At 61.4% G+C, this 23,987-nt stretch carries 25 protein-coding genes; 13 read left to right on the forward strand and 12 right to left on the reverse strand.

Annotated features, from left to right (window positions below):
• Window positions 1-65 precede the first annotated feature (65 nt).
• A complete protein-coding gene (locus NRB16_RS03585; protein WP_253138978.1) occupies window positions 66-854 on the reverse strand; it encodes an alpha/beta fold hydrolase in 789 nt (262 codons plus the stop codon).
• Window positions 855-866: 12 nt separating this feature from the next.
• Window positions 867-1,790, reverse strand: a complete 924-nt coding sequence (locus tag NRB16_RS03590) for a LysR family transcriptional regulator (protein WP_045488560.1) — start codon at window positions 1,788-1,790, stop codon at window positions 867-869.
• 212 nt (window positions 1,791-2,002) lie between these two features.
• Here NRB16_RS03590 and NRB16_RS03595 point away from each other — a divergent pair, with 212 nt between their 5' ends.
• The 4 genes from NRB16_RS03595 (at window position 2,003) to NRB16_RS03610 (ending at window position 5,859) form a co-directional block, all read left to right on the forward strand.
• Window positions 2,003-2,320, forward strand: a complete 318-nt coding sequence (locus NRB16_RS03595) for a 3-phosphoglycerate kinase (protein ID WP_257105490.1) — start codon at window positions 2,003-2,005, stop codon at window positions 2,318-2,320.
• Between the two features lie 115 nt (window positions 2,321-2,435).
• Window positions 2,436-3,035 (forward strand): FMN-dependent NADH-azoreductase, encoded by a 600-nt coding sequence (locus tag NRB16_RS03600; RefSeq protein WP_045488566.1) that lies wholly within the window; start codon window positions 2,436-2,438, stop codon window positions 3,033-3,035.
• 184 nt (window positions 3,036-3,219) lie between these two features.
• Window positions 3,220-4,089, forward strand: coding sequence for a carboxylate/amino acid/amine transporter (locus NRB16_RS03605; RefSeq protein WP_257105491.1), 870 nt, complete (start codon window positions 3,220-3,222; stop codon window positions 4,087-4,089).
• 189 nt (window positions 4,090-4,278) lie between these two features.
• The gene (locus NRB16_RS03610; protein WP_253113619.1) at window positions 4,279-5,859 is read left to right on the forward strand and encodes a PAS domain-containing methyl-accepting chemotaxis protein; all 1,581 of its coding nucleotides are present in this window, start codon (window positions 4,279-4,281) and stop codon (window positions 5,857-5,859) included.
• A gap of 27 nt (window positions 5,860-5,886) precedes the next feature.
• On the opposite strand, the gene NRB16_RS03615 is transcribed toward NRB16_RS03610, so the two are convergent.
• Complete coding sequence (locus NRB16_RS03615) at window positions 5,887-6,978, reverse strand: NADH:flavin oxidoreductase/NADH oxidase (protein WP_045488572.1); 1,092 nt, start codon at window positions 6,976-6,978, stop codon at window positions 5,887-5,889.
• 96 nt (window positions 6,979-7,074) lie between these two features.
• Between NRB16_RS03615 and NRB16_RS03620 the strand changes: the two genes are divergently transcribed.
• From NRB16_RS03620 to NRB16_RS03635, 4 genes are all read left to right on the forward strand, one after another.
• Window positions 7,075-7,374: a helix-turn-helix transcriptional regulator gene (locus tag NRB16_RS03620; RefSeq protein WP_045488575.1), complete on the forward strand. Its 300-nt coding sequence runs from the start codon at window positions 7,075-7,077 to the stop codon at window positions 7,372-7,374.
• A 207-nt stretch (window positions 7,375-7,581) separates the two neighbouring features.
• On the forward strand, window positions 7,582-8,346 hold the full coding sequence (locus tag NRB16_RS03625) for an SDR family NAD(P)-dependent oxidoreductase (RefSeq protein ID WP_253138965.1): 765 nt from the start codon (window positions 7,582-7,584) through the stop codon (window positions 8,344-8,346).
• 82 nt (window positions 8,347-8,428) lie between these two features.
• Entirely contained in the window at window positions 8,429-9,661 is a 1,233-nt protein-coding gene (gene eutH, locus NRB16_RS03630; RefSeq protein WP_045488581.1) for an ethanolamine utilization protein EutH, read from the forward strand.
• A gap of 142 nt (window positions 9,662-9,803) precedes the next feature.
• Window positions 9,804-10,607, forward strand: a complete 804-nt coding sequence (locus tag NRB16_RS03635) for a helix-turn-helix transcriptional regulator (RefSeq protein WP_257105586.1) — start codon at window positions 9,804-9,806, stop codon at window positions 10,605-10,607.
• Window positions 10,608-10,749: 142 nt separating this feature from the next.
• Here the strand turns inward: NRB16_RS03635 and NRB16_RS03640 are convergent, their stop codons facing one another.
• Both NRB16_RS03640 and NRB16_RS03645 read right to left on the reverse strand, forming a co-directional pair.
• Window positions 10,750-11,151 carry a hypothetical protein gene (locus NRB16_RS03640; RefSeq protein ID WP_045488584.1) on the reverse strand — a complete coding sequence of 134 codons (402 nt, stop codon included), beginning with the start codon at window positions 11,149-11,151 and terminating at the stop codon, window positions 10,750-10,752.
• 1,126 nt (window positions 11,152-12,277) lie between these two features.
• On the reverse strand, window positions 12,278-13,597 hold the full coding sequence (locus NRB16_RS03645) for a mechanosensitive ion channel family protein (protein WP_253113631.1): 1,320 nt from the start codon (window positions 13,595-13,597) through the stop codon (window positions 12,278-12,280).
• Window positions 13,598-13,811: 214 nt separating this feature from the next.
• On the opposite strand from NRB16_RS03645, the gene NRB16_RS03650 reads away from it, so the two are divergent.
• Both NRB16_RS03650 and NRB16_RS03655 read left to right on the forward strand, forming a co-directional pair.
• Entirely contained in the window at window positions 13,812-14,393 is a 582-nt protein-coding gene (locus NRB16_RS03650) for an NAD(P)H-dependent oxidoreductase (RefSeq protein ID WP_257105492.1), read from the forward strand.
• Between the two features lie 51 nt (window positions 14,394-14,444).
• Complete coding sequence (locus NRB16_RS03655) at window positions 14,445-15,068, forward strand: TetR/AcrR family transcriptional regulator (protein WP_257105493.1); 624 nt, start codon at window positions 14,445-14,447, stop codon at window positions 15,066-15,068.
• Window positions 15,069-15,083: 15 nt separating this feature from the next.
• On the opposite strand, the gene NRB16_RS03660 is transcribed toward NRB16_RS03655, so the two are convergent.
• Genes NRB16_RS03660 through NRB16_RS03675 form a run of 4 tightly spaced genes read right to left on the reverse strand, consistent with a single transcriptional unit; the run spans window position 15,084 to window position 18,735 of the window.
• A complete protein-coding gene (locus NRB16_RS03660) occupies window positions 15,084-16,484 on the reverse strand; it encodes an MmgE/PrpD family protein (protein WP_253138956.1) in 1,401 nt (466 codons plus the stop codon).
• Between the two features lie 6 nt (window positions 16,485-16,490).
• A complete protein-coding gene (locus NRB16_RS03665) occupies window positions 16,491-17,168 on the reverse strand; it encodes an amino acid ABC transporter permease (RefSeq protein WP_253113636.1) in 678 nt (225 codons plus the stop codon).
• On the reverse strand, window positions 17,165-17,950 hold the full coding sequence (locus NRB16_RS03670) for an amino acid ABC transporter ATP-binding protein (protein ID WP_373568428.1): 786 nt from the start codon (window positions 17,948-17,950) through the stop codon (window positions 17,165-17,167). The genes NRB16_RS03665 and NRB16_RS03670 overlap by 4 nt, the downstream gene beginning before the upstream one ends.
• Complete coding sequence (locus NRB16_RS03675) at window positions 17,947-18,735, reverse strand: ABC transporter substrate-binding protein (protein WP_257105494.1); 789 nt, start codon at window positions 18,733-18,735, stop codon at window positions 17,947-17,949. Before NRB16_RS03675 ends, NRB16_RS03670 begins: the two co-directional genes overlap by 4 nt.
• 93 nt (window positions 18,736-18,828) lie before the next feature.
• Here NRB16_RS03675 and NRB16_RS03680 point away from each other — a divergent pair, with 93 nt between their 5' ends.
• Both NRB16_RS03680 and NRB16_RS03685 read left to right on the forward strand, forming a co-directional pair.
• Window positions 18,829-19,716 (forward strand): LysR family transcriptional regulator, encoded by an 888-nt coding sequence (locus tag NRB16_RS03680; protein ID WP_045494427.1) that lies wholly within the window; start codon window positions 18,829-18,831, stop codon window positions 19,714-19,716.
• A gap of 107 nt (window positions 19,717-19,823) precedes the next feature.
• Window positions 19,824-20,327: a GNAT family N-acetyltransferase gene (locus NRB16_RS03685; RefSeq protein WP_045488607.1), complete on the forward strand. Its 504-nt coding sequence runs from the start codon at window positions 19,824-19,826 to the stop codon at window positions 20,325-20,327.
• 111 nt (window positions 20,328-20,438) lie between these two features.
• Here the strand turns inward: NRB16_RS03685 and NRB16_RS03690 are convergent, their stop codons facing one another.
• Complete coding sequence (locus tag NRB16_RS03690) at window positions 20,439-20,879, reverse strand: Lrp/AsnC family transcriptional regulator (protein ID WP_045488613.1); 441 nt, start codon at window positions 20,877-20,879, stop codon at window positions 20,439-20,441.
• A gap of 131 nt (window positions 20,880-21,010) precedes the next feature.
• Between NRB16_RS03690 and NRB16_RS03695 the strand changes: the two genes are divergently transcribed.
• Complete coding sequence (locus NRB16_RS03695) at window positions 21,011-21,907, forward strand: DMT family transporter (protein ID WP_045488616.1); 897 nt, start codon at window positions 21,011-21,013, stop codon at window positions 21,905-21,907.
• A gap of 9 nt (window positions 21,908-21,916) precedes the next feature.
• Here NRB16_RS03695 and NRB16_RS03700 read toward each other — a convergent pair whose 3' ends face one another.
• Both NRB16_RS03700 and NRB16_RS03705 read right to left on the reverse strand, forming a co-directional pair.
• Window positions 21,917-22,843 carry an AEC family transporter gene (locus NRB16_RS03700; RefSeq protein ID WP_253138944.1) on the reverse strand — a complete coding sequence of 309 codons (927 nt, stop codon included), beginning with the start codon at window positions 22,841-22,843 and terminating at the stop codon, window positions 21,917-21,919.
• 90 nt (window positions 22,844-22,933) lie between these two features.
• Window positions 22,934-23,836, reverse strand: coding sequence for a LysR substrate-binding domain-containing protein (locus NRB16_RS03705; protein ID WP_045488621.1), 903 nt, complete (start codon window positions 23,834-23,836; stop codon window positions 22,934-22,936).
• Window positions 23,837-23,987 lie beyond the last annotated feature (151 nt).

Here is a 23,987-nt window from a genome sequence, read left to right on the forward strand (position 1 = left end):
TGGTTGCGACTGAGGTCGGCTAGCAAACCACAGCTAGCCAGGTAAACACCAGTGCGAGCCTTGCCTCAGACTTCCTGTGCGGCAATGAATTGCAGCAGGGTACGGTTGAATGCCTCGGGCTGATCCAGCGGTGTGGCATGCCGGGAGTTTTCGATGACCACCAGCCGGGCATTGCGGATCAGCTTCACGTAAGCCTGTTTGACTGCCACCGGGGTGTAATCACGGTCGCCGCTGATCACCAGGGTCGGGCAGTTGATGCGCGACAAGCGTTCCTGCACGCCCCAGCCAACAATCGCGTCAAAACTGGCCAGGTAGGCGCGCTTGTCGTTGCGTGCCCAACGCTCGGCAATCTTGCGCCGCAGATCGGCCTGGTCAGGGCGCGGGAACAGCAGTTTGCCCAGCGCCTGGCCGAGGGCCTGCATGCTCAGCAGGCGTGCCAGGCTCCAGCGCTTGAACCACTGCCACACCTCATTGGCGCTGCGCACTTTGACCTGCGGGCCGCTGTTGACGATGCACAGGCTTCTAAGCCATTGCGGATGATCCACTGCCAGTTGAAAGCCGATCATGCCGCCCATCGACAGGCCCACCACATGCACCGGTTCCAGGTGCAGGTGCTCGATCAGGGCTTCGACATCGGCGCTGAAGCCCTTGATGCTGTAACGCTCGCGGGGTTTGTCGGAGCGGCCGTGACCGCGAATGTCCAGGGTGATGACCCGGTGCTGGGCGGCCAGCGCCGGGATCTGGTATTCCCAGTCCAGGCCGCTGGAGCCCAGACCGTGAAGCAGCAGCACCGGGCTGCCCTGGCCGTACTCCTCGTAGTGCAGTGAACAACCGTCGTGTTCAAAAAAGGCCATGCGTGACTCCTGTCAGGCTTGGGGTGGGGCCGCGAATGGCGCATCCAGCGGCGCGGTATCAAAGGTACGGATCAACTCGATCAGAATTTGCGTTGCCGGACCCAGCGGTTTGTCTTTGGAAGAATAAAGATAGAACGCCGGGTTGCGATTGCCGCCTTTATCCAGCGGCAGCAGTTTGAGGACGCCTTCACGCAGTTCACGCTGGATCATGTGCCGGGGCAGCCAGGCAAAGCCCAGACCGCTGCTGACGAAGGTCGTTGCCGTTCCCAGGCTGCCGACTGTCCAGCGCTGTTCGGCGCCCAGCCAGCCGACGTCACGTGGCTGCTGGCGGCCCGAGTCGCGGATCACCACTTGTAACTGGCTTTCCAGGTCCTGAAAGGTCAGCTCGCGATTGGCCTGATGCAGCGGGTGTTCAGGGTGCGCCACGGCAACGAATTCGACCCGGCTCATTTCCGTGCCGAGATAACCGGGAATGCTCAGCGCGCTGATCGCCAGGTCTGCGACCCCTTCGAGCAGCACTTCTTCGACCCCGGACAACACCTCTTCACGCAGGCGCACCCGGCAGCCGCGGCTTTGCGGCATGAATGCGCTCAGCACGCGGACAATCCGTGCGGTGGGGTAGGCCGCATCGACCACCAGCCGTACTTCGGCTTCCCAGCCCTGCTCCATGTGGTAAGCGAGGTCTTCCAGCTGACTGGCCTGCTTGACCAGTTGCCGTGAGCGGCGCAGCAGCACACCGCCGGCCTCGGTGAGCACGGCCTTGCGCCCGTCGATACGCAGTAGCGGCACGCCCAGTTGCTCCTGCATGCGCGCCACGGTGTAGCTCACCGACGATTGCGAGCGGTGCATGGCTTCTGCTGCCTGGGCGAAGCCGCCGTGGTCGACCACAGCTTGCAGGGTGCGCCATTGATCAAGAGTGACGCGGGGGGCTTTCATCGGCTGTTGCTCCTGTTTATTGTCCGGTCATCACCGGGACACCTCTAAAAACTACCTGCGTGGCCATCGCGTTGTTGAAATCAGGCTCGTGCGCGAGTCCGATCAAAATGCTCATTTACAACATGTAAACTCCGCTTTCTCGCCTGATTTCGCCTAGCGCTGACTGCCTCGCCTACGTTTTTAGAGGCACCCCTGAGTAAGGAGACTGCCCGATGAACCGAATCTGTTGCATTGTGCTGGCCATGCTGCCGACTGCCGCGCTGGCCTATCCCATCGAAGTGCAGAAAAGCACGCCCGGAGTGCAGGTCGATTACCGCAGTCACGACACCTACCACGACACCGGGTCGCTGACTCTGGACAACTATGGCCAGACAGACGCGCGTTGCCGGGTGGAATTCATCAATGGCCCGGAAGCACCGCGCGTCCGCCGTGTCGAGGTCAAGGCCGGGCAAAGTCTCAACGTGGTGTCGAAATTCAATCGCAGCATCATCAAGCTGCGGATCAAGCTGGAATGCGAACCGGCAGCGTAAAGCAATCAAGCAAAATATTCGATTGGTCGTAGCAATTTTTTGCGCTTTTTAACGGATGAGTCGATGATTAAGCTGTGCTCCATCACATCAAATATGACTTCAAGGAGCACAAACCATGTCTCGCGTACTGATCATCGAAAGCAGCGCTCGCCAGGAAGGCTCGGTATCCCGCCAGTTGACCCGGCAGTTCATCGAGCAATGGAAGGCCGCCCACCCACAGGACGCTATCAGCGTCCGTGACCTGGCCGTCGAGCCAGCGCCACACCTGGACGCCACCTTGCTCGGTGGCTGGATGAAGCCCGATGATCAGCGTGATGCCAGCGAGCAGGCCGCCCTTGAGCGCTCCAACCTGCTGACTGATGAATTGGTCGCTGCCGATGTACTGGTGCTTGCCGCACCGATGTACAACTTCGCCATCCCCAGCACCCTGAAAGCCTGGTTCGACCATGTGTTGCGTGCCGGTGTGACCTTCAAATACGGCGAGACCGGCCCGCAGGGTCTGCTGACCGGCAAACGCGCTGTGGTCCTCACCGCCCGTGGTGGCCTGTACACCGGCGGCGCCATGGACCATCAGGAACCCTACCTGCGCCAGGTGCTGGGCTTCATCGGCATCCATGAAGTGACGTTCATCCACGCCGAAGGTTTGAACATGGGTGGTGAGTTCAGCGAAAAAGGCTTGAACCAGGCACTGGCCAAGCTGGCCGAAGTGGCCTGATACCACGCTGTCATACCGCCAATAAGGAACCTCTGTAGGAGCAGCTTCAGCTGCGAAGCTTTCACAGGCTTTCGCGGCTGATGCGGATCACCGCCCGCCGCTGCTACATGGCCCGCGTTGGTGCTCGTCTGGACAGTGCCTCGCCTGACCCGCTATGGTCGCCACCGGTCTACAAGGGGCAATCATGGGTTATCTATTTACCGTCGCGCTGATTCAGGCGCTCTCTTTCAGCCTGATCGGTGTGTATCTGGCCGGGCATGTCGACAGCTATGTCGCCGTGCTGATCCGCGTGCTGCTGGCCGGGCTGGTGTTCATCCCGCTGACCCGCTGGCGCCAGGTCGAACCGGGCTTCATGCGCGGCATGCTGCTGATCGGTGCCCTGCAGTTCGGCATTACCTACGTATGCCTGTACCTGAGTTTCAGGGTGTTGACGGTGCCGGAAGTGTTGCTGTTCACCATCCTGACCCCGTTGCATGTGACCCTGATCGAAGATGCCCTGAACCGGCGTTTCAACCCTTGGGCATTGGTGGCCGCACTGGTTGCGGTATTGGGGGCCGGGGTCATTCGCTACGACGGCCTGGACGGCGAATTTTTCGGCGGTTTTCTACTGCTGCAATTGGCCAACTTCACCTATGCCGCCGGGCAGGTGCTGTACAAGCATCTGGTCGCTCGTTACCCCAGTGATCTGCCCCATTACCGGCGCTTCGGCTATTTCTTTGTCGGCGCACTGCTGGTAGTGCTGCCGGCCTGCCTGGCGTTCGGCAATCTGCAAAAGCTGCCCGATGCGGGGCAGCAATGGTGGGTGCTGGTGTTCCTTGGCCTGTGTTCCACGGCGCTGGCCATGTACTGGTGGAACAAAGGCGCGTGCCTGGTGCCGGTTGCCAGCCTGGCAGCGATGGGCAATCTGCATGTGCCGCTGGGGCTGTTGATTAACCTGCTGATCTGGAATCAGGACCAGGACTACACCCGGTTACTGATCGGCGGCGGGGTGATCATTGCCTCGGTATGGCTCAGCCGTCTGGGCACCCGTCGCGAGCCGTCAACGCTCAGGTGACGGCTTTGTGCCGTCAAGTAAATAGCGGTTTTGAGGGCGAGAAGACGCTTGGTCGGCGTTGAGTCAAAAATTTGTGGCGGGGTTGATGTGCGTCAACTGGCCACTATGGCGAGCAGGTAGAACGTCGGCCTGCGCCGCGCTGCCTGATGGGCAGGGAGGCTCTGAAATCCCTGTCTCAAGGAACGCCTCATGCCCTCTGAACTGCCAGCCGGCGGCCGTCATATCGAACTTGCTGCCGACGCCAATATTCTTTCCACCACCAACGGCAAAAGCCACATCAGCTATGCCAATGCCGAGTTCATTGATATCAGTGGCTTCACCGAAGCAGAACTGCTCGGGCAGCCGCACAATATCGTGCGGCATCCGGACATGCCCGCGCCGGTGTTCAAACACATGTGGCAAACCCTGGCCAGTGGCCGCTCATGGATGGGACTGGTCAAGAACCGCTGCAAGAACGGCGACTATTACTGGGTCAGTGCCTATGTGACGCCGATCCGGCGTAATGGCCAGATCGTCGAATACCAGTCGGTGCGCAGCAAGCCTGAAACTGCACACTGGCAAGCTGCCGAGCGGTTGTATGAGCGGTTGCGCTGCGGCCCGGTGGCGCTGCGTGCAGGCGGTTTGCGCCGTCGTTCAATGGCCCGAGTGGGAGCCTTGGTCGGCAGCGGGGCCGTGGCCGCAGGTTGGGCATTGGCGTTGCCGCCCAGCGGCGTACTGGTGCTGGGCGGTCTGTGCAGTGCGCTGGCCATGCTCGGGGTGGGCAGTATTTTGAGGCCGGTGCAGCAACTGGCGCAGCACGCCCAGGCCCTGACCGATAATCCGGTCAGTCAGTTGCTCTACACCGGGCGCCGTGACGAACTGGGCCAGATCGAATTTGCCTTGCGCATGCTGCGCAACGAAACCGGCGCAGTGATCGGCCGTATCGCCGATGCCTCGCAAAAGGTTGGTGAGCAAACTCAGGGGTTGCTCGATGAGATCGATGCCAGCAATGCGTTGTCGATGCAACAGCAGGCCGAGACCGATCAGGTGGCGGAGTTGGTCAATTCCGTGGCCAGCAGCACTCTGGAGGTGGCCGGTCATGCGCAAAGCGCCGCCACGCTGGCCAGCCAGGCCGGTGAAGCAACCCTGTGCGGGCAGCGCATCGTGGCGCGCACCTGTGAATCGATTGCCAGTCTGGAAGCGGATATCCAGCGAGCGGTCGAAGTAGTCAATCACCTGCAGAGCCATAGCAGCGAGATCGCCACGGTCCTGGATGTGATTGGTGGCATTGCCGAACAGACCAATCTATTGGCCCTCAATGCCGCCATCGAAGCGGCGCGGGCCGGTGATCAGGGCCGCGGTTTTGCGGTGGTCGCCGATGAAGTCCGCGGCCTGGCAGCGCGCACCCAGCAATCGACCATGGATATTCATCACATGATCGAGGGGTTGCGCAGCAAGGTGCTGAGCGCCGTCAGCGTGATGGACAGCAGCCGCGAACAGGCGGCGGCCAGTGTCGGCCAGGCCAGCCAGGCGACTGATGCGTTGCGCGATATCGGTTTGCGGGTCGAAGCCATCGCCCGCATGAATGCCCAGGTGGCAGCGACCATGCACGAGCAGAGTCGCCGCACCGAGGCGATCAATCACAACATTGGCAGCATTCGCCGGGCGGCGGAGCGCAATGTCGAGGCCAGCGGCAATAACCATGGCCGTGCCAGCCAGGTCCTGCAACTGAGCACCCGCCTGCACGGGCTGGTGCAGCAGTTTCGCAGCGGCGCCAGTCGGCGCCACTGATCGCTGGCAAGCAACCGCGCCGGTTACTCAGCGATAACGCTCAAGCCAGTGGGCATACGGCGCCGGCAGGGTCCAGGAGGCGTTGTCCACGCCCAGCTCCTTGGCGGCGAAGTAGCTCCAGTGCGGGTCGGCCAGGTGCGCACGGCCCACCGAGACCAGATCCAGATGACCGGCCTTCACGGCTTCGTTGGCCAGTTGCGGGGTGCCAAAGCCCCAAGCCGAGGTCACCGCGATACCGGCTTCGCGGCGGACCCGCTCGGCAATCGGCCCCATGAACGCCGGACCCCACGGAATGTTGGTTTCTGCAATGGTGAAGCCAACGCTGACACTCAACAGATCCAGGCCGCCGGCCTTGAACCGGCGGGCCAGTTCGATGGACTCGGTGAGGGTCTGTTCGTCACGGCCGTCGTATTCCAGCACGCCGAAACGCGCGGTCAGCGGCAGGTTCTCTGGCCACACTTCACGCACGGCCGCCAGGGTCTCGAGCAGGAACCGGCTGCGGTTATCGAAGCTGCCGCCGTAAGCATCCGTGCGCTGGTTGCTGTGTTCGGAGAAAAAGCTCTGGCCCAGATAGCCGTGGGCGAAGTGCAGTTCGATCCATTCAAAGCCGGCGTCACGGGCGCGACGGGCGGCATCGACGAAGTCCTGCTTGACTCGCTGGATGTCCGAGAGGGTCATCTCGCGTGGCACTTTCGGCAGGTGGTGGCCGAAGGCAATGGCCGACGGGGCAATGGTCTGCCAGCCGCGTGGATCGTTTGCTGCGATATGGTCATCACCTTCCCACGGGCGATTGGCGCTGGCCTTGCGGCCGGCGTGGGCAATCTGGATGCCGGGCACGGAGCCAGCCGCCTTGATCGCCTTGACCGCCGGAATGAATGCCTGCGCCTGCTCGTCGGTCCAGATACCGGCACAGCCTGGGGTAATACGGCCTTCGGGCGCCACGGCAGTGGCTTCGACCACCACCAGGCCGGCACCACCACGCGCCATACCGGCCAGATGCACATGGTGCCAGTCGTTAACCACGCCTTCTTCGGCGGTGTATTGGCACATCGGTGGAATGGCGATGCGATTGCGCAGGGTCACGTCTTTAAGGCTGAAGGGTTCGAACAGGGCGGTCATGGAAACTCCGTTACAGTCGGTACAATTGTTAATACGATAGTTCGATAGTATTCGAAATATGGCGAATGTTGAAGCCCCCCGTTATGATGCCGCCCTATGAGAAGCTTCAAACACCCCATCCTTCAGGACTTCACCCTCGAACGTGTGCTCTACGCGTTGAGCGACCCGGTGCGCATGCAAATTGTCCGCTGCCTGGCGGGCGTTGAAGAGGCCAGTTGCGGTGAACTGGACGGCGGCCGCCCTAAATCCAGCATGTCCCATCACTTTCGCGTGCTGCGCGATGCCGGCCTGGTGCACACCCGCAATGTCGGTACTACGCACATGAACTCATTGCGCAAAGACGAAATGAGCGAGCGCTTTCCCGGCTTGCTGGATGCCATCCTGGCCCAAGTCTAGCCCAGACCTCGGCAGCGCCAGCCCGTAGGAGGGGCATGAGCCCCCGAAGCAGAGCTGATTCCTTCTCTATCTTTTTCGACAAAAATTCTTTTTAAAACAAAAGGTTGATTGCTCATATACCGCTCGGTATATGGACTCCTTCTGCTGCCGGTCATAGCTTGAGCCTTGGAAACCTCAAGTTACACCTGCAACCAGGAGAAAAACGAAATGGGTCGATTGCAAGGCAAGGTCGCGCTGATTACTGGTGGCGCAGGCGGTTGCGGGCTGGCCGCGTCAGAGCTGTTTGCCAAAGAGGGCGCCAAGGTGGCGATTCTCGATCTGCCGGGCAGTGATGGTGAAGCCGTTGCCGCGCGGATCAACAAGGCGGGCGGTACTGCGTATTTCTTTGCCGCCGACGTTGCCAATGGCGCGCAGGTTGAGCGCGCGGTACGCCAGGCCGAGGCGCATTTCGGTCCCGTCACCGTGTTGATGAACCACGCCGGCACCATCGCTGCCGGTCCGTTTCTGGAAACCACCGAAGCCGATTGGGACCGGCTGATGGGCATCAACGTCAAAGGCATGTTCCTGGTCACCAAGGCGGTACTGCCCGGCATGCTCGCGGCGGGCGGCGGCAGCATCGTCTGCACGTCGTCTATCTCGGCGGTGGTCGGCACGCCGATGGAGGTCGCCTACTGCACCACCAAGGGCGCCTGCCACATGTTTGCCCGGGCGATTGCCGTGGAGTATCGCGACCGCAATATCCGCAGCAATGCGGTATGCCCAGGATTTATCGGTACGGCCCATGGCCTGCGCGAAATCGAGCTGCTGCAGGGCCATGGCGTGGATGTCTCCGAGCAAGCCATCGCTGGCATGCAGGGCCGCCTGTGCGCCCCGGCCGAAGTGGCTGCCGCTGCGCTGTTTCTGGCCAGCGACGAGTCGAGCTTCGTCAATGGCACTCACCTGTTCGTCGACAACGGCTACACCGCGATCTGAGCAGTGCACCAGAATAAAAATAGCTGCAACGCTGCACTGAAAATTCCTGCCAAAACAAACTCTTACAATAGAAGAGGCAGCAATGGAAAACATCGGCACTTATGTCATTTACCTGATCATGGTCTGCGCCGTGATCGGCGCCATCGCATCGATCTACAACCCCGAGTCGGAGCTGGGCAAGGAGTTTACCGCCGGCATTAACAGCATCGGCCCGATCTTCCTGCCGGTGGCCGGGATCATGGCCGCCATCCCTTATATTTCACAGTTCATCAGCGTGTTCATCGCGCCAGTGTTCCAGGCCATGGGCGCCGATGCTGGGATTGCCGGGCCGATTTTCATTGCCGCAGACCTGGGCGGTTATCAACTGGCCCAGGCGTTGTCGAGCAGCCCCGAAGGCTGGATAGTCGGGCTGATTACCGGCTTTCAATGCGGCTCGACGGTGATTTTCGTGATCCCGGTGGGCCTGGCGATGCTCGACAAGCGCGACCACAAATACATGGCGCTGGGCATTATGGCTGGCCTGCTGAGCATCCCGGTCAGCATCATCATGATTGCCCTGCTGATGCAGGGCATGGGCCTGAACGTGCGCCCGGACATTGCCACCACCGGTATACCGACTCAGGCGTTGCACTTCACGCTGACGGGGCTGATCCAGAACCTGATGCCGCTGATCCTGTTCTGTTGCGCCCTGGCCGCTGCCTTGCGTTACCTGCCGAACCTGATGGTGGCGATCTTCCTCAAGCTCGGCCAACTGATGTATGCGTTGGTGACCCTGGTGCTGGTGGCCTCGATTGTCGAGTACTTCACCGGCTTCTTCAGCTCGACCTTCGGTCGCTGGGGTTTTGCGCCGATCATCGCCGATAAAGAGGACCAGATGCGTGCACTGGAAATCGCCGGTTACGTGAGCATCATGCTCTGTGGCGCTTTCCCCATGGTATGGCTGATCAAGCGCTACCTGTCAGGTCCGATTGAGAAGGTCGCCGGTCGGGTAGGGCTGTCGCCGGTGGGCGCTGCGGGGATTCTTGCCGCGTCGGCCAATATCCTGGCCATGTTCCGTCTGCTGGCCGACATGCCGCCCAAAGACAAGGTACTGGTGGTGGCTTTTGCCGTGTGCGCGGCGTTCACCTTTGGTGACCACTTGGCCTATTCAGCCAACTTCCAGCCCTCGATTATCCTGCCGCTGATTATCGGCAAGCTGGTGGGCGGCGTGATCGGCATGGGCCTTGCTTGGTGGTTGGCGGTGCCCAAGGCGATCGAGCTGGGTCAACAGGATGAGTCCGAGCGCCGCTTCAGTGCAGCCCCCGGTCTGTCCTGACCCACGCCAATAAAGTGCTATAAGGGCCGGCGCACCTGCGTCGGCCCCTTATATCCACCGCTGAGCGGTTACGTACCATTTTGGGGTATCTTGCCCGCAGAGGGTGCGCAGCAAGGATTTTCCGGACATGAGCATGGCAAGCATAAACGCCGATGATGCACAGCGGCTGGCCCCCCTGATCAACGCGGTAGGCACCGATCGGCTCGGTCCGGCAATCGATTCACTTTTACGCCAATGGCTCGATTTCGACATGAGCTGCGTGTACCTGTTTCGCTTCAACCACAACGCTGTATTGGTGCACGACGGCTACAACCAGTGCGTACCGCAACGCACTCTCAACGCCTATATCCGTGGCGGCTATTTGCTTGACCCGTTCTACGTGGCTTGCATAAACGACCACCCGGCCGGGCTATGGCGCATGAGTGAGCTGGCGCCGGATTGCTTTTTTTCTTCAGGGTTTTCCATCTCTCAGGACATCCATCCCTGTGTATCGTCCGGGCACGGCACGCTGATCGAAGAAATCGGCTTCATCATCCCTCTGCAGCCGCGTGTTGCCATCGTCTATTCGCTGATGCGCAACCTCAGCGGTGGCCCGTTTCAGCCTTGGGAAATGCGTGCCCTGGAGGCGCTGGCACCGTTGATCAACTCATTGTTCGAGCTGCACTGCCGGATCCGCTACAGCGACAGCTGCAAAGCCAGCGACCCTAGCGACGCCAAGTCAGAAGATGCTTTTATGGAGATTCTTCAAGGGCAACTGACTGAAACCCAGCGCTACATTGCCAAGCTGATCCTGCAGGGCCATAGCAGTTCGTCCATCGCGGCGGTGCTGGGGATTTCGGAAGGAACGGTAAAAGTGCACAAGCACAACATCTACCAGCGCCTGGAAATATCCAACAACGCTGACCTGTTTCGGTTGTTCATCGATTACCTGACCCGAGTGGCGTAGGAGCGGCCGGACGGCGATCCGCTTTAGCCGGGAAAATACCTCTGTGGGAGCGACCTTGGTAGCGCAGAGGCCGGCTGCTCCCACAGAGATTTGTGATACTTAACCGAACAGTACTGCCGCTAAAGCGGCTACGGTATAGGCGTCAGCTACCGCCACCTGCGCCACCGCCGCCGCCAGCACCTCCAGAGCCGCCGCCGCTGGAGCCACCGGCACCACTGGCGCCACCTGGGCCGGCACTGCCTGCGCCACTCGCTTCACCGGTGCTGCCGCTGGTGCCACTGCCGGTCGAACCGCTGCCGCTTTGGGTACCGCTTGATTGACCGCCGTTGCCGCTGCTGCCGCTCATCCCGCCGTTGCCACCGGAGTTGGTGCCAGGGGTGGTGGCGCCACTGGGGTTGCCGCTGTCTTGCGACATGCCGGGGTTAGCCGTGGTGCCGGATGGGCTGGTGGTCGTGCCGTCGGTGTTGGTGGCGGCAAAGCTCAGGGGAGTGATAACGCCCAGGCACAGAGCCAGGGCCAGTTGGTGAGGCCGAATCAATTTCATGGTGGTACTCCTTTTTGTTGATCACCAACGATTCGGCTGCGTAAGCGGGGCGAGGGTGCCATGTGGGGCGACGGGTGGTCGTATGTCCTTCAAGGACTGATGGGGGTGATGGCAGGCTGGACGGTTCTGTTCAATTGCTTGATTCGTCCCTCCAGACCACCATTTTCCTGATAGCTGGAGTAGAGCGTCATTAGACCGAAGAGGGCGAGTGCGACCGCTACTGAGGTGAAGCCGCTAAGGGTTTGGTTGCCCAACGATCGCTAGAAGCCTGGCCTCAGACTGTCTATCCGGGACACGATGACATCATTGCTAATCGACTCTCCCAACTGTGCGCCGAGTTGGTCGAGGGATTCTTCGATGAAGTTCTTCGCGAACTGCTCTGCTTGATCCCGGTACATCGCGACTTGTTGAGCGGTACAGGCGACTTGCTTGAAAACATCATGGTTATCGTTGGTGTGGTTGCGAATCCACTCGATTTTGTGGCGTTTGTACAGTGAGTAGGCGATTAGACCTGGAAAGTCATCGTCGTTCTCGACTAATCGTCGGAAGACGTCGCACGTTGCTGATGCCGATCCCGATATAGCCGGTGCATTGCACTCTGATGATCTGTCAGCGGGAGGCTTGCAGGATCTGCCTGGATCATTGCCGACAGTGATATCTGCGCCGGCAGACAAAGGCTCGCGGCTCATGTCAGCGTGACAAACGTTCGTATGCCCGTTTCATCATGGCATTGATGGCTTCTTTGGACAGCCGAGATGAGCGTGTGGTGAGAGGCGTTCTGCCGCTGGTAGACAGTCGTTTGTTGCTTTCCTTGATGAGAGCAATCGAGACGTCAGGCATAAAGCCTCCGATTCCATGAACATTTAAGTTGTTCTTACTGTGGTTCGCCAAGCCTGGCCTATAGGCTTCATGCATTGGCAAAGCCAGCCATTCACTGCAATAGAGCGTTGACGACCCTGGCCGCAGATGCAAGCGAACGCGGATGATGTTGGCTGGACAGGCGATGTAGGAACAGTGACTGCGCAATGCAGGGCCGATCCAGGTGAGCGAGATTGATCCTGATTTCAGGGCTGCCTGTCGAGTAACGGGGACTTCAGTCCCCGCTCATTAGTGCTCCATGTGCGCGTCAAACCTGCGCCTTCTCTTTCTCAGCCTCCTTCACCGGCGGCAACGCCAACCCTCCCTGCGCGGGCTCGCGCCCGGCCAGCCCCAGACGCATGTCCGCGCCGCTCGGCTGTTGATACAGCGTCAAGCCAAACTCGGGCAGCACCGACAACAGATAGTCAAAGATATCGCCCTGAATCCGCTCGTACTCCGCCCACACCGTGGTGGTGGTGAAGCAGTAGATCTCCAGCGGCACGCCATGCTCGTCGGCGGCCATCTGGCGGACCATGCAGGTCATGTTCTGGTGCACTTCGGTGTGGTTTTTCAGGTAGGCCAGGGCGTAGGCGCGGAAGGTGCCGATGTTGGTCATGCGACGGCGGTTGGCGGCCATGGCGGCGACGTTGCCTTGCGCGTGGTTCCACTCCTTGAGCTCGGCCTGTTTGCGGGTCATGTACTCGGTGAGCAGCTTGACGCCTGACAGGCGCTGCTCTTCTTCGTCGGTCAGAAAGCGGATGCCGCTAACGTCGATGAACAGACTGCGCTTGATGCGTCGCCCGCCCGATTGCTGCATGCCCCGGTAGTTGCGAAAGCTCTCGCTCATCAGCCGCCAGGTAGGGATCGAGACGATGGTCTTGTCGAAATTCTGCACCTTGACGGTGTGCAGGGTGATGTCGACCACGTCGCCATCGGCGCCGACCTGGGGCATTTCAATCCAGTCGCCGACGCGCAGCATGTCATTGCTGGTCAACTGCACGCTGGCGACGAACGACAGCAGGGTGTCTTTGTAGACCAGCAGGATGACCGCCGACATTGCACCCAGCCCCGACAACAGCAGCAGCGGCGAGCGGTCGATCAGGGTGGCGATGATGATGATCGTGGCGAAGATGTAGAGAATCATCTTGGCCAGTTGCACATAGCCTTTGATCGAGCGGGTCCGCGCGTGCACGGTACGCGCGTAGATATCCAGCAAGGCGTTGAGCAGCGCACCGATGGCGAAGGTCATGAACAGGATGGTGAACGCCATGGCAATGTTGCCCAGCACGTTCTTGCCGGCAGTGCTCAGCTCCGGCACCAGATTCAGGCCGAACTGGATGACCAGCGACGGGGTCATCTGCGCCAGCCGGTGAAAGACCTTGTTGTGACGTAGATCGTTGAGCCACTGCAGCGAGTGCTGGCGGCCCAGGGCCTTGACCGTATGCAGCACCACAAAGCGTGCCAGGCGACCCAGTATCAGCGCTGCGACCACCAGCAGCAGCAGGCCGAGGCCGGCTTGTACCCATGGGTGCTTTTCCAGCAGGCTCCATAGCTCTTGAGCACGGAGCATGAGTGATTTGGTATCCATTGCGACGAAAGGGCACTCTTGGTGAATGAACCGGCGATTAGAACATCCACGGATGACAGATGGCAGGCGTGATCGGAAAAAAGGCAGGATCTGACAGGTCGGGTTCAAGCCGTTGATGCATGCTGAGTTTACTAAATACCAAAAGTATCCTACCTTTGGTATTTAGTGCGTTGCGGCCAGCGACGTGTAATCAACGGGTTTCAGGAGCCATTCCATGCATGCATTGATTGTCGTCGCCCATGCCGATCAGCAGTCGTTCACCCACGCGGTGACGGCTGAAGTCGCAAAAGGCATCACCGATTCGGGCCACACCCTTGAGGTCGCCGACCTGAGTGAGCAGGGCTTTGACCCACGCTTCGGCGCGCCAGACCTGGCGAAGTTCCGCAATCAGGCCGAGGTGCCTGACGATGTCCGATTTGAACAGCAGCGTATCGAACGCGCTGGCGCGCTGGTGCTGGTCTATCCGATCTATTGGTGGTCGTTCCCTGCGTTGCTCAAGGGCTGGATCGACCGGGTGTTCACCAATGGCTGGGCTTATGAAGAGCGGGCCGATGGTGGCCTGGACAAAAAACTCGATGATCTGAATGTGCATTTGCTGGCGATTGGCGGGGCGAACCTGCGCACGTTTGCCCGTCACGGTTACTTTGGCGCGATGCGTACCCAGATCGACCATGGCATTTTCGATTATGTCGGCGCGTCGGTGCGTACCTCGGAGTTGCTGTTGCCCGCCGAAGGGAGTTTTCCCCAGGCGCACTTGCAGATAGCACAAGACATCGGCCGTCGGGTATTTGCCTGAGCCGGGCAGGTGCGGCAGTATGCGGGCGCATTCGATAAGCAAAGGCCAGACATGTCGACTCACCCAGAGCCAAGCCAGCACAGCACGCCCCGCCCGCGCACGCGCATGACCCGGCAAGACCGCTTCGTGCAGTTGCTGCAGGTGGCCTGGCAACTGGTCAGCGAGGAGGGCACCGATGCCCTGACTCTGGGGCGCCTGGCGGAGGCAGCAGGCATCACCAAGCCCACGGTGTACGAACACTTCGGCACCCGTAACGGCTTGCTGGCGGCGCTGTACCAGGATTTTGAAAGCCGTCAGAACCACATCATCGATGAGGCCATCGCGGCCGGTGAGTCAACCCTGCAGGGCAAGGCACAGGTCATCGCGGCCAGTTATATCGCCTGCGTACTCACCGAAGGCCGCGAGATTCCCGAAGTGCTGGCCGCGCTCAGCGGCTCGCCGGAGCTCGCCTCCCTGAGAAAGGCCTGCCAGAAAAGCTACATCGAAAAGTGCCGCCGGGTGCTGGCGCCTTTCGCCGGGGCGGCAGGGTTGTCGCAGGCGGCCTTGTGGGCAATGTTGGGGGCGGCTGATTCGCTTGCGGCTGTGGCAGTGGAAGGCGAGATCAGCGAGCAGCAGGCGGTGGATGAGTTGTATCAGGTGATTGTCGAGATGGTGCGCAGGCAGGCGCAGGCCTGACGCTCTTGCAGGCCGCTAGGCCCTGGCACTGCCCATCCATTGGCCACTTCCGGCCGGATAGTTCGCATCACTCCCGCTCGCCAGCAGGTTACGAATAAACCGCTCAGGCTCGCGGACCCGCCCCTGCAGGTTGGCCTGCGCCTTGGCGATCACTTCCATATCCGCCATGGGCCGTTTCTCGCTGCCATAGGGCGTCGCCTGGGCGGCCTGTATCGCCTCGCCATTGCTGTGAACCAGAGTCACCTGCGCACCTGGCTGACGATCTGCGCTGAGCCAGCGGGCATCGAGTTCCGGGTCGACGTCGGCGTGGACTTTCGCCGCCAGGGCCCGCAGCTCTGGCGAATGCAGGTTCGCTTCGCTGTACCAGTCGGTTGCCGGCAACTGCATCAGGGTGGCCGCCAATGTGTAGGGCAGGCTGAACTGCGCGTCGGTGGCGCTGGCCGGCGCGTAGACCATGAAGTCGTCGCACAGGCGTGCAAAGGTGCGCACATTAATCTGCGCAATGTCTTCTGGCGCCCAGCCGCTGGTGCGAATCAATTGCTGTGCACATTCCAGTGCGGTGGCCAACCAGCGGCAGGCCGGGTAGCGCTTGAAGCTGCCGAAGCGCAGATACCAGTCGCACCTCAGGCCTTCGATCAGGTCTCGTTCGGCAAAGCGGTCGGAGCCGATCATGCGCCAGTAGCCTTGCGGCCCGTCCAGTACATCCTGGCTGCCGGCCAGCCCGGCGCGAGCCATCAGCGCAGCCTGCACCCCGGCCTGGGCGGCCGGGGCCACGCCATCCTTGAGGGTGACGATAGGCCGCTGTTGCCAGTTGTATTTGTGCAGGCTCGGCACGCAGGCCAGGGTGGCGGCGAAGCCCAGGGTATGGTGCATCTGCTGTTCATCGAAGCCGCAGGCGCGGGCGTAGACCACCGCGGCGCCAATGGCCTGGTGCTGGGCCACGCCGTAGGCCTTGGCGAAGCTTTCGGCGCTCGGTTGCAGGGCGTTGATCAGGCGATTGTTGATCTCGAAACCCGCTGCCAGGGCGGCCAGCAGGTCGGCTTCGCTGATCGCACCCGGATGACTGTCCAGCGCGGCCATGGCGGCGGCTACCAGGCTGGAGCCTGGATGACCCATGCCTTTGCCGTCGATTTCCACGCCGTCGTCATGGTCAAGGGCGTTGATGATGAAGGCGTTGGCAAAGGCTGCCGCCGCCGGGCTGTAGTCACTGCTGCCGGCGAATACCTGGCACTGGCCCAGGCCGCCGCTGGCCCGCGCCAGCGCCCGGGCCTGGTCACCCAGCCCGGTGCCGCTGGCCGCCCAGCCGCAGCCCAGGGCATCGAGCACGTGGAGTTTGAGCTTGGTAACCAGGGTGGGCGGCACGTCGCTCAGTTGCAATTGGCAGGCGAAGCGCGCCAGGGTTGTCGTCAGGGTCATGAGAGGTCAACGCTTGAAGTATCGGGCCTGCACACGTCGTTCGATACGGCTGGCCAGCAGCGACAACGGCAGGATGGTAATGATGAAAAACAGCGCAACGAAGGTCAGGGTTTCCAGCGGTCGGAAGGTTGCGGTGCTTAATCGTTGTCCTTCGTACAGCAGCTCGCCCACGGCGATGTAGCTGCCCAGTACCGAGTTTTTCACGGCCATTACGCACTGCCCGACGAAGGCCGGCAGGATGCGTAAAAAAGCAATCGGCGCACTGATGCGCCATAGCACCTGCAACGGTGTCATGCCGTTGGCTAGGCCCGCTTCGATGTGCCCGGGGTCTACGGCCTGCAGCCCGGAGCGGAAGATCTCGGCGAAGAACACACTGGTGTACAAGCCCAGCGCCAGGGCGCAGGTCCAGTAGCCCGACAGCTTCAGGCCCACCAGAATCGGCAGGCAGTAATAAGCCCACACCACCAGCACCAGCGGTGGCACCGCGCGGACGGTTTCGATCACCGCCTGGGCCGGCAGGCGCAGCACCCGGGCCTGGGCGCCACGCAGCAGCGCCAGCAGCACACCGAGGCCAATGCCCAGGGTCAGTGACACGGCAAGGATGCGCAGCGTGGTGAGAATGCCGCCCAGCAGCAGTTCCCGGTAGGTGAACAGGACGCTGAAGTCCCACTGATAGTCGATCATTTTTCGGGGCCCTCCTGCACCGCGCGTTGCGTACCGAGAAAGCGTCGCACCGGCGCCGAGGCAGGCCGGGCCAGCAGCGCCTGCGGTGAGCCTTCATCAATGATACGGCCCTGGTCGAGCAGCAGAATGCGATGGCAAACCTGCAGGGCAAAGTTCATTTCGTGGGTCACCACGATCATGGTGGTGCCGCTTTTGGCCAGATCGGTCATCACGGCCAGCACTTCGCCGACCAGTTCCGGGTCCAGCGCCGAGGTGGGCTCGTCGAACAGGATCAGCCGCGGCTTCATGACCAGCGCCCGGGCAATCGACACCCGTTGCTGCTGACCGCCGGAGAGGGTCACCGGGTAGGCGTCTGCCTTGTGCTCCAGGCCCATGCGCCGCAGGGCTGCCAGCCCCTCTTCGATGGCTTGCTCGCGGGGCACGCCACGCACGATACGCGGCGCTTCGGTGACGTTTTCCAGCACTGTGCGGTGCGGCCACAGGTTGAAATGCTGAAAAACCATGGCCATGGCAGCACGTTGGCGGGCCAGCACGCGAGTCGGGACCGGACGCCGTTGTGGCCCGTGAACGCCGATTTCCTCGCCGTCGAGCCACACCTGGCCGCTGTCCGGGCGCTCCAGCCGGTTCAGGCAGCGCAGCAGCGTCGACTTGCCCGAGCCGCTGGAGCCGATCATGCCCAGCACTTCGCCGGCGGCCAGTTCGAATGACACCTCATGCAGCACCGGACGGCCATGAAAGGCCTTGCCCAGTGCGTTGACGCGCAGCAGGGGGGCGTTGCTCACTGAGGCACCGGCACGTGTTTAGCCCAGATACGCGCCAGAGTGCCGTCTTTTTCCAGGGTTTCCAGGCGCTGGTCCAGCCAGGCACGCAGTTGCGCACGGTCCTTGCGCAGGCCCATGTTGGTCGGTTGCTCCTGCACCGGCGACGGAATGACCATGGTGCCCTGGCCGCGCTTGGTGATGTACAACGCCATCTGCACATCGTTGGTCAGCATCGCGTCGGCGCGGCCGCTTTCCACTTCCAGTTGCAGCGCGTCATTGTTGGGCACGATCACCCATTGAGTGTGGGTCAGCTTCGGTTGCAGCAGGTTCGCGGCAGCCGAGCCATCGATGGCCGACAGCTTGATGGCGGAGGTGTTGATCTTGTCCCAGGTGGCATAGCGGCTGGCGTCTTTTTCCAGGGTCAGCACGCCAATCTTGTGGGCACCCATCGGCCGGGTGAAGTCTACGGCCTTGGCTCGTTCGGGGGTGTTGTTGAAACCGCCCAGCAGGTCGAAGCGATTCGATTGCAGGCCGGCCACCGCGGTGCCCCATTGTGTGTCAACGTACTCGACCTGCACATCGGTACCTTCGAGTACGGCCTGGACGATATCTGGCACCAGACCGGTCCACTGGTTGCTCAACAGATCCTTCTGATACCAGGGCGCGGCATTGACCGCACCGACGCGCAACAGATGACCGCCCAGAGCATCGGCAGGCTGAGCGGCTTGAACGTTGCCCAGGCTTGCACCGACAAAGGTGCCCAGCAACGTTACCAAGGTGGTCAAACGAGTAATGAACGGCTTCATGACATTCCCTGTAGGCTATAAAGAAATCCAGTCTATGAACTATAGTTCATGTATTGAAATTCATATTTAGCATAAGTTTATTCCGTTATGGCGATGAGCAATAAGCAGCTTGAGGTGTTCGTCCGGGTGGTGCAGCTCGGTTCGGTGACCGCCACCGCGCAGGCCCTGGGGATGTCTCAACCCTCGGTAAGCAAAAGCCTGGCACTCACCGAGCAGCAGTTGGGTTTCACCCTGTTCGAGCGCAGCGGCGGCAAGATGAAAGCCACCGCCGAGGCCCGCCAGATGTTCGACGAGGCGCTGCGTATGCAGGAGGGCATTGCCCGCTTCGAGCGGTTTGTCGATAACGTCAAGCGCTACCGGGTGGGGCAGTTGCGTGTCTGTGCCACCCCGGCGCTGGCGATCAACGTGTTGCCGTTGATCGCGCCCAAGCTGCGCCAGGCCTTTCCCGATCATGGGCTGGTGTTGGACATGTACCTCAACAACGAGATCGAGGACGCCATCGCGCGTCGTCAGTACGATCTGGGGTTTCTCATCCAGCCGCTGGACGAGCAGGCGCCACCGGCCGGGCTGGTATGCGCCGGGCGCATGGTCTGTGTGATGCAGGACGGGCATCCGCTGGCCGGGCGGGCGGCGGTCAACTGGGCTGACCTAGACCCGCGTGAGGTCATCTACATCACCACCGACCCGCGCCTGGTGGCAATGATGGCCAGTGCCGTTCCGGGCTTTCGTGAACGGCCGGTGTCGTCGCTGGAGACCAACCGCTACAGCCTGGCCATCAACCTGGTTCGTCAAGGCCAGGGGATGACCATCGTCGACGAGTTTTCCCTGGCCGGCACGCCGCGCCAAGGCCTGGCGGTACTGCCGTTCGAGCCGGCCATGCCTGTTGCCGTAGTGGCGGCGATGGCCGGGCGCAGTTCGATGAGCGATACCGCGCTGCGCTGCATTGACGCGCTGCGCGAAGTCCTGGAGGCCGCGCGATGACAGGGTTGCTATCGGCCATATTTTGTTAACAATAGCGGCCCTGATTTCATGGCCGCGCCAATCGGCATGCTGTGCCTTCTTTATATTTATTACATTAAGGTCCGTTGATGAGCGACCTCACCGTCGAGCTGATCCCCACCGCCCCTGACCAGATTGATCTGATCCGCAACCTGTACCAGTTCTATGCCTACGAGTCTTCCGACTGGGAGCAACAGGACGTCGAACTCGATGGCCGTTACTACATTCATGAAGAGCATCTGGTGCGCTACTGGCAGGAGCCAGACTGGAGCGCCAGCGTGTTGCTGATCGATGGCGAGGTGGCGGGGTTCATGCTGGTGGAGCGAAGCGAGTTGCCGGGTATCGATGCACTGGAGTTGGCCGACCTGTTCATCCTCAAGAAGTACCGGCGTCGCGGAATCGGTCGGGCACTGATGGGCCAGGTGCTGATGAGCGGTCACGAGAACTGGCTGGTGCGCTACTCCCAGCAGGACGATGCGGCCAATGCGTTCTGGAACAAGGTGCTGGAGGATCTGCCGCGCCCGGCCAGGGCCATCGAACTGGACGACGACCCGGAGCTGGTCAATTACCTGGTGACGCGGGTAACGCATTAACACGCCTGTTAGGGGTGAATGCCTGTCAGTCGAGGCCAATCACGACTGCTTTCCCGCATTGTCCTGACCTGTAGTTCAGCACTTGCCCTGGGTGGTCGTCCAGGGCCCATATCACTCATGCAGCGGTGGCAGGCGGCGTTTTATCGGGGTTTTCTTAACGATGGCGGTGTTGGTTTCGGCGTACAGGTTGAGTCTGTCGAGCAAGCTGTCGAGCTGGTCCATGCTGCGCACATGCATACGGGCGATGAAGCAGTCTTCGCCGGTCACTTTGTCGCACTCGGTGAACTCCGGGATGGCCTTGATCTGCCGTTCGACCTCTTGCAACTGACCGGGCAGCGGGCGAATACGCACAATGGCCTGCAGCAGGTAACCAAAATGTGTCGGGTCGATTTCCACGGTATAGCCTTTGAGCACGCCGCGTTCTTCGAGGCGGCGCAAGCGTTCGCCGACACTGGGCGATGACAGCCCGGTGATGCCGGCCAAGGTCTTGAGCGAGAGCCGCGAATCGTCCATCAGGGCGGCGATCAGTTGCTGGTCGATCAGATCAGTCATGGCGTCCTCGTAAGGTGTTTTTGGCTTTTTGCCTAATTAGTAAAGGTTAATGCGGCTTTCAACCATGTTCTTGCCATGGTGAGGGCAGGATGCAGCTTGCCATACTCATGGCTCATTCGAGGAGCCTGACAATGGACAACCTGATACGTCGCGGTTCGTGGGAAATGACCGGTGCCATGCTGATCAGCGGCACCATCGGCTGGTTTGTGCTGGTCTCTGGCGTACCGGTGCTGGAGGTGGTGTTCTGGCGCTGCGTGATCGGCGCGCTGACGTTGCTGGCGATCTGTGCCTGGCTGGGTTACCTGCGCCGTGACCTGCTGAGCCGCAGCATCGTGGCGCTGGCGATGTTCAGTGGCGTGGCCATCGTCGGTAACTGGCTGCTGCTGTTCGCGGCCTATTCCAAAGCCTCCATTTCGATTGCCACCGCAGTTTACAACCTGCAGCCGTTCATGCTGGTGCTGCTGGCCGGCGTGTTTCTCGCAGAGCAGATCACCGTGCAGAAGCTGACCTGGCTGGGCGTCGCCTTCGCCGGCATGCTGGCGCTGGTCAGCGCCCACGGCGCTGCGCAGCAGTCCGCTGACCAATACCTGGTCGGTGTGGCGCTGGCGCTGGGCGCGGCACTGCTATACGCCATCGCCGCGCTGATTATCAAACGCCTCAAAGGCACGCCGCCGCACCTGCTGGCGCTGATTCAGGTGGGCACCGGCATTGTGCTGTTGGCGCCGCTGGTCGAAGGTCACAGCCTGCACGCGTCGAGCAGCGGCTGGGCGGCGCTGCTGACTTTGGGGGTGGTGCACACCGGGGTGATGTATGTGCTGCTCTACGGCGCGATCCAGAAGTTGCCGGCCGCGTTGACCGGTGCTTTGTCGTTCATCTACCCGGTGGCGGCGATCTTCGTCGACTGGCTGGCTTTCGATCATCGCCTCGATTGGCAGCAATGGCTTGGCGTGGCTGCGATCCTGTTGGCCGCCGCCGGTATGCAGCAAGGCTGGTGGTGGCGGTCGGGCAGGATCAACGCCCGGGCATGACACGAGAAATCAGATCCAGCCCGACAAGCCAATCATCACCACCGGCAACGCCACTGCGGCAATCACCGTCTGCATCGCAATGATCCCGGCCATCAACGGTGCATCGCCACCCAGTTGCCGGGCCATGATGTAAGACGACGAAGCGGTCGGCAGGCTCTGGAACATAATCGCTGCGATTGCCGCATCACCGCGCAAGCCCAGTGCATGGCAGGCCAGCAGCGTCACCCCTGGCATCACCAGGAATTTTGACAGTGACGACATGCCCACTGGCTTCAGCCAACTGCCCGCGGTCGAGAAATTCAACGCCGCCCCCACACACAACAGTCCCAGCGGCAATGAAGCCTGGCCCAGCGCCTTGAGTGCGGGCTCAAGTCCTGCGACCAAGGGGACTTCAGCCCACTGCAGGAAAATACCGAGAAAGCACGCCAGCACCAGCGGATTGAGCGCCAGTTGCCTGAGTGTGGCCTTGAGCGACAACCGTCCGGCACTGCCGTAGCGGGCAAACACCAGCACGCAGAGAATATTCACAGTCGGTACGATGGTCGCGTTGGCCACCGCTGCCAGGGCGATACCGTGGCTCCCGAACAAGCCGGCCGCCGCCGACACTCCCACATAGTTATTGAAGCGGATACTGCCCTGAAACAGCGAGGTGAAGGCTGCATCATCGACCTTGAACAGCCCGCGCAACGTGACGAACGCGACGGCGACCCCGACCGTTGACAGCACCAGAACGCTGACCATCTCGCGTACCGGCACCTCATCGAGTTGTGCCGTCGCCAGGCTGTGCAGGAACAGCGACGGCAGCAGCAGGTAATAGCCCAGGCGTTCAGCCTGCGGCCAGAAGGCCTCGCTGAGAAACTGCCGATGGCGCAGCCAGGCGCCCAGAGCAATCAGTAAGGCGATGGGCAACAGGGCCAGAATCAGGGCGGTGGTCATGGCGTGCCTCAACACAGAGAGTCGAGTCACGATAACGGCAGCCAAAGGCAAGAAAAATCGATATTAACTTGAGGCTTTCTCAAGTAATTCTCATGGGTTGGGCTGCCCTGCGAATGACCGATCGATGGCCTGTGCCCGCACCGCCTCTGCCAGCGCCACCGCCAGACGTCCGGCGGGGCGGTCTTCGCGTTCCAGCAGCACCACACGGCGCATCCGTTGCGGCTCGCCGAACGGCAGGCACACCAGCTCAGCGAAGACTGTGAGGTTATGCGCCGAGATCGGAATCACGGCAACTCCCAAACCCTTGGCGACCATGCGGATGATCGCGTCCTGGCTGTCCAGCTCCATGCTGGTCTGGACCCGCAAACGCTGGCGACGCAGTTCGCGTTCGATGGTGCGCCCGGCCCAGGCGCGGCGGTCGAAGCGGATAAACGGATAACTCTGCAACAGGCGTTTGGCATCGCGGCTTGGCGCTGAGGGTGGGGCAATGATCCAAAAGCCCTCCTCGAACAATGTGGTGCTGACCAGGCCATGCGGGTAAGGCTTGACCGGCTCGGTGGTAATGGCGGCGTCCAGATCACCGGCGTCGATCAGCCCCGCCAGTTCGGCCGACATCCCCGATGAGACGTTGACCCGCAAGTGCGGATGACTGGCGCCCATCGCCGCCAGCGCTGCTGGCAGCACACCGGCCAGCGCGGTCTGGATCGCGCCTATGCGCAGCCGCCCGCGTAATTCGCTGCCATCACCCAGTTCGGCGGCGATGCTGTCGTAGAGGGCCAGGATTTCCCGGGCACGCTCCACCGCCAGATGGCCGGCTTCGGTCAGTACCGGCAAACGCCGCGCACGGTCGAACAGCGGCGCATTGAATTCCTCTTCCAGGCCGCGTACATGCAGGCTGACTGCCGACTGGGTCAGATGCACCGCCTCGGCGGCCCTGGCAAAGGAGCCGTGTTGGGCAATGGCGACCAGCGTGCGCAAGGCGCGTAAAGACATGGGGGGGCTCCGAACGGCGGGAACTAAGGCGTGGCCTGAGCAGCATAATCAATCGGCTGATCAGGCGGCCAGATTCATAGCCGTAGTTCGCTGTCCAGAGCACTTGGCTTAGCGCCGGAGCGGGCTTGGTCGCGAAGCGAGCAGCAGGGAA

Origin of the sequence: Pseudomonas sp. LJDD11, assembly GCF_024584215.1 — a bacterium.
Taxonomy (GTDB): domain Bacteria; phylum Pseudomonadota; class Gammaproteobacteria; order Pseudomonadales; family Pseudomonadaceae; genus Aquipseudomonas.

Bases quoted from the DNA above. Each gene is read 5' to 3' on its own strand.
- NRB16_RS03585 (WP_253138978.1), bottom strand. From the start codon at position 854: ATGGCCTTTTTTGAACACGACGGTTGTTCACTGCACTACGAGGAGTAC.
- NRB16_RS03590 (WP_045488560.1), bottom strand. From the start codon at position 1,790: ATGAAAGCCCCCCGCGTCACTCTTGATCAATGGCGCACCCTGCAAGCT.
- NRB16_RS03595 (WP_257105490.1), top strand. From the start codon at position 2,003: ATGAACCGAATCTGTTGCATTGTGCTGGCCATGCTGCCGACTGCCGCG.
- NRB16_RS03600 (WP_045488566.1), top strand. From the start codon at position 2,436: ATGTCTCGCGTACTGATCATCGAAAGCAGCGCTCGCCAGGAAGGCTCG.
- NRB16_RS03605 (WP_257105491.1), top strand. From the start codon at position 3,220: ATGGGTTATCTATTTACCGTCGCGCTGATTCAGGCGCTCTCTTTCAGC.
- NRB16_RS03610 (WP_253113619.1), top strand. From the start codon at position 4,279: ATGCCCTCTGAACTGCCAGCCGGCGGCCGTCATATCGAACTTGCTGCC.
- NRB16_RS03615 (WP_045488572.1), bottom strand. From the start codon at position 6,978: ATGACCGCCCTGTTCGAACCCTTCAGCCTTAAAGACGTGACCCTGCGC.
- NRB16_RS03620 (WP_045488575.1), top strand. From the start codon at position 7,075: ATGAGAAGCTTCAAACACCCCATCCTTCAGGACTTCACCCTCGAACGT.
- NRB16_RS03625 (WP_253138965.1), top strand. From the start codon at position 7,582: ATGGGTCGATTGCAAGGCAAGGTCGCGCTGATTACTGGTGGCGCAGGC.
- eutH (WP_045488581.1), top strand. From the start codon at position 8,429: ATGGAAAACATCGGCACTTATGTCATTTACCTGATCATGGTCTGCGCC.
- NRB16_RS03640 (WP_045488584.1), bottom strand. From the start codon at position 11,151: ATGAAATTGATTCGGCCTCACCAACTGGCCCTGGCTCTGTGCCTGGGC.
- NRB16_RS03645 (WP_253113631.1), bottom strand. From the start codon at position 13,597: ATGGATACCAAATCACTCATGCTCCGTGCTCAAGAGCTATGGAGCCTG.
- NRB16_RS03650 (WP_257105492.1), top strand. From the start codon at position 13,812: ATGCATGCATTGATTGTCGTCGCCCATGCCGATCAGCAGTCGTTCACC.
- NRB16_RS03655 (WP_257105493.1), top strand. From the start codon at position 14,445: ATGTCGACTCACCCAGAGCCAAGCCAGCACAGCACGCCCCGCCCGCGC.
- NRB16_RS03660 (WP_253138956.1), bottom strand. From the start codon at position 16,484: ATGACCCTGACGACAACCCTGGCGCGCTTCGCCTGCCAATTGCAACTG.
- NRB16_RS03665 (WP_253113636.1), bottom strand. From the start codon at position 17,168: ATGATCGACTATCAGTGGGACTTCAGCGTCCTGTTCACCTACCGGGAA.
- NRB16_RS03675 (WP_257105494.1), bottom strand. From the start codon at position 18,735: ATGAAGCCGTTCATTACTCGTTTGACCACCTTGGTAACGTTGCTGGGC.
- NRB16_RS03680 (WP_045494427.1), top strand. From the start codon at position 18,829: ATGAGCAATAAGCAGCTTGAGGTGTTCGTCCGGGTGGTGCAGCTCGGT.
- NRB16_RS03685 (WP_045488607.1), top strand. From the start codon at position 19,824: ATGAGCGACCTCACCGTCGAGCTGATCCCCACCGCCCCTGACCAGATT.
- NRB16_RS03690 (WP_045488613.1), bottom strand. From the start codon at position 20,879: ATGACTGATCTGATCGACCAGCAACTGATCGCCGCCCTGATGGACGAT.
- NRB16_RS03695 (WP_045488616.1), top strand. From the start codon at position 21,011: ATGGACAACCTGATACGTCGCGGTTCGTGGGAAATGACCGGTGCCATG.
- NRB16_RS03700 (WP_253138944.1), bottom strand. From the start codon at position 22,843: ATGACCACCGCCCTGATTCTGGCCCTGTTGCCCATCGCCTTACTGATT.
- NRB16_RS03705 (WP_045488621.1), bottom strand. From the start codon at position 23,836: ATGTCTTTACGCGCCTTGCGCACGCTGGTCGCCATTGCCCAACACGGC.